This is a genomic window from Paenibacillus popilliae ATCC 14706 (assembly GCF_000315235.1).
Classification (GTDB): domain Bacteria; phylum Bacillota; class Bacilli; order Paenibacillales; family Paenibacillaceae; genus Paenibacillus_B; species Paenibacillus_B popilliae.
Genome location: NZ_BALG01000246.1, coordinates 1 through 3,183, shown reverse-complemented (window position 1 = coordinate 3,183; position 3,183 = coordinate 1). Strand labels below are relative to the sequence as shown.

The 3,183-nt window shown below is 41.4% G+C and carries 4 protein-coding genes; all 4 read right to left on the bottom strand.

Annotated features, from left to right (window positions below):
* Positions 1–134: 134 nt before the first annotated feature.
* A complete protein-coding gene (locus PPOP_RS15235) occupies positions 135–947 on the bottom strand; it encodes a hypothetical protein (RefSeq protein WP_006287439.1) in 813 nt (270 codons plus the stop codon).
* A 109-nt stretch (positions 948–1,056) separates the two neighbouring features.
* The gene (locus PPOP_RS15230; protein ID WP_006287438.1) at positions 1,057–1,452 is read right to left on the bottom strand and encodes a hypothetical protein; all 396 of its coding nucleotides are present in this window, start codon (positions 1,450–1,452) and stop codon (positions 1,057–1,059) included.
* Positions 1,453–1,818: 366 nt separating this feature from the next.
* Positions 1,819–2,631, bottom strand: a complete 813-nt coding sequence (locus PPOP_RS15225) for a hypothetical protein (RefSeq protein ID WP_006287437.1) — start codon at positions 2,629–2,631, stop codon at positions 1,819–1,821.
* A 184-nt stretch (positions 2,632–2,815) separates the two neighbouring features.
* Positions 2,816–3,183: ATP-binding cassette domain-containing protein (locus PPOP_RS15220; protein ID WP_006287436.1), on the bottom strand; the 368-nt coding region annotated here is incomplete at its 5' end.

Genomic DNA, 3,183 nt, shown 5'->3' with positions numbered 1-3,183 from the left:
TTTCCAGTTCGGGATCTGGCACGGTTGCTTGCAACAACATCGTCACGACCGTGATCAGACTTACGACAGCCCATAGTTTCTTATCTGTCCCGATGCGGAGCAGCATCATTTTACAGAAATCCCCATAGATCATGTTACCCATGTTTTAGCACCCGCCGATAATTGACATAGAAGGCGAGTCCGCCCATCCCAAATAGCCCGGCCATCACGAGAAAGAATTCCAGTAAACTATAAGTGTCACTGGTCATAAAATTGTACATATTCGTAACTCCGTATCGTCCTACATGAAATATATTCTCCATACACATATCATAGGTGACTAAAAGAGCAAACGGAATCAGGTAGACCAAGATGGGTTTGGACAAAAAAGAGGTGATGCCGAGAGCAAAGGCGGCAAAACAAAATCCCAGAATAAAATGCATCGCAAACACAATCCATATATAGATGTCGGGCGTGTGTGGGAACAGTTCACTGAACAACCCTTCCGGTTTATAGGTAAATGGATGTAATACGGTATTCCTAGCTGTCAGCGATAAAATAAGGTAATAGATGCATTCGGGAATAAATAGAGCCAGTCCCCCGGCCATACCGTTAGCGATAAGTTTCCGCCAGCGATAGCGCTTCTCTCCAGAGCGGATAATGGAAAAATAGTGAAACTTCTGATTCCGTTCGACAACATAGCTGGCGGTGTATGGAAACACAATCGCTAAGATAGCTATCGGTTGCGCCTGAGCATAGCTTTCAGCCCAAATGTGATACTTGTTACGCCCGAACTCGAATATTCTGGCGATTCCTTCCGGGGTAAGATCATCGGCAGAAGTATCAATAAAGGCAGCAGAACTTAGTATCATATTATAAGCGGATAAGTACAAAAAGAAGAGATATACGATAATCGCGATCAACATTCTCTTGTTAAAAATGGCTTGTTTCAGTTCCTGTTTGAACATAAGGGATCACCCGACGAATTTGTTTTTTTGCGAATCAGGTTCTATAAAGATAGCCCCTTCTCCCTTGCAGAGGGACAAGGGGCTGTCAAATCTAGTGATTTCATCGCTGTTAGTAGGAATCGGGATTCCAAGCACCGGTGACATTATATCTGCTTAAAAAACCGCCGTCATCAGTATCGGCCCTTAAGCGATATTGTTTATTTTGCGCCATTCCATTACTAGTAAATACATGCGAGCCTGCTGATTTTGTTGTGTACGTATCCGTTCTTTGAACATCGTCTGAATTGACGACCACAAAGTTCATTAGTACTTTCGATTCAACAGAATCGACCCGTACGACAGGTTCTTCATCCTTCGTATACTTGTAGGCAACTTCGGAATACGCGGCACTATGGTTAATGCCTGTATTCATATCGAAGTCAAACTTGTAGTTGTAAGCAAGTGCAGACGTGGTACCGAGCATGGCCAAGGCGCAAACCGCTACGACAAACAGCTTCTTCTTCATAAAAACTACCTCCAATAAAATAGAATAGAGATGTCTCGCTGTTATCTCTAGCTGGAAGGTCTACATCGTTAGCTTCAGGAACTCCATTACATTAATGGAGTTGCGCGCTTCCCAAAGCTACATAAATCTGTCGTAAATATTTACTTCTATATTCTATCATAATATACCAAAATATTCAATCCTGAAATGGATATTTTTTTATCTACTGCTATGTAATGTCAGAATTCATAATAATATCGGTCTAATCAAGTTCTAAGGCTCAAAGGATCGGATGGATAAGGGCAATAAAAATAAAGCATAAATATAACTGTTACCAAAAATAAAAGAAAGAACGTTCCATCCACTAAATAGTATACGTTCATAATGTTATCCATATTTTAGCACCCGTCGATAATTGACATAGAAGGCTAGTCCGCCAAGCAAAAGTAGCCCGGCCATCACGAGAAAGAATTCCAGTAAACTATATGTGGCACTGGTCATAAAATTGTACATATTCGAAACTCCGTATTTTCTTACGTCAAATAAATGCTCCATACACACATCATAGGTAACTAAAAGAGCAAACGGGATCAGGTAGACTAAGATGGGTTTGGACAAAAAAGAGGTGATGCCGAGAGCAAAGGCGGCAAAACAAAACCCCAGAATAAAGTGCATCCCAAACACAATCCATATATAGATATCAGGCGTGTGTGGGAACAGTTCACTGAACAACCCTTGCGGTTTATAGGTAAATGGATGTAATACGGTATTCCTAGCTGTCAGCGATAAAATGAGGTAATAGATGCATTCGGGAATAAATAGAGCCAGTCCCCCGGCCATGCCGTTGGCGATGAATTTCCTCAAGCGGTAGCGCTTTTCTCCGGATCGGATGATGGAAAAATAGTGAAACTTCTGATTCCGTTCGACAATATAGCTGGCGGTGTATGGAAATACAATCGCTAAGATAGCTATCGGTTGCGCCTGACTATAACTTCGAGCCCAAATGTGATACTTGTTACGCCCTATCTCGAATAAATAGTCGATTCCCTCCGGGGTAAGATCATCAGCCGAAGTATCGAAAAAGGCAGCAGAACTTAGTATCATATTATAAGCGGATAAGAACAAAAAGAAGAGATATACGATAATCGTGATCAACATTCTCTTGTTAAAAATGGATTGTTTCAGTTCCTGTTTGAACATAAGGGATCACCCGCCGAATAAGATTTTTGCGAATAAGTCGTGTCGATGTTCATATACGCTAGAAAATGCGAAAATCCCCCTCAGAAGGATTCTTTGACAGAGAGTGTGCACCAAAATCTGGACAGACCGGCATGCCAAGCTCATATGCTCTCTCTGCTGCTTAAGATGATTTCACCCCTTGTAATCAAATCGACTGCAATTGCTTATGATTGATCTCATAAACAGAATCACATAAGATATCAATATCTTCTCGATGGTGGCTCGTTACTAAAATCGTGGTTCCTTTCTGTTTTAACTCCAACAACAAGGCTCTCATCTTATCCACTCCATTTTTATCCAGTCCATTAAACGGTTCATCTAAAATTAATAGCTTGGGATATTCCATGATGGCTTGCGCAATCGCCAGCCGTTGTTTCATTCCTAAGGAAAACTTTTTTACGGCCTGTTTACTGTTCGGGTCCAGATCAACCGTTCTTAATACATCCTTGATGTCTGCCTCCGACATTACGTTTCGAATCGAAGCTAAATATTTCAAATTCTGGAAGGCAGAGT

Bases quoted from the DNA above. Each gene is read 5' to 3' on its own strand.
- PPOP_RS15235 (WP_006287439.1), bottom strand. From the start codon at position 947: ATGTTCAAACAGGAACTGAAACAAGCCATTTTTAACAAGAGAATGTTG.
- PPOP_RS15230 (WP_006287438.1), bottom strand. From the start codon at position 1,452: ATGAAGAAGAAGCTGTTTGTCGTAGCGGTTTGCGCCTTGGCCATGCTC.
- PPOP_RS15225 (WP_006287437.1), bottom strand. From the start codon at position 2,631: ATGTTCAAACAGGAACTGAAACAATCCATTTTTAACAAGAGAATGTTG.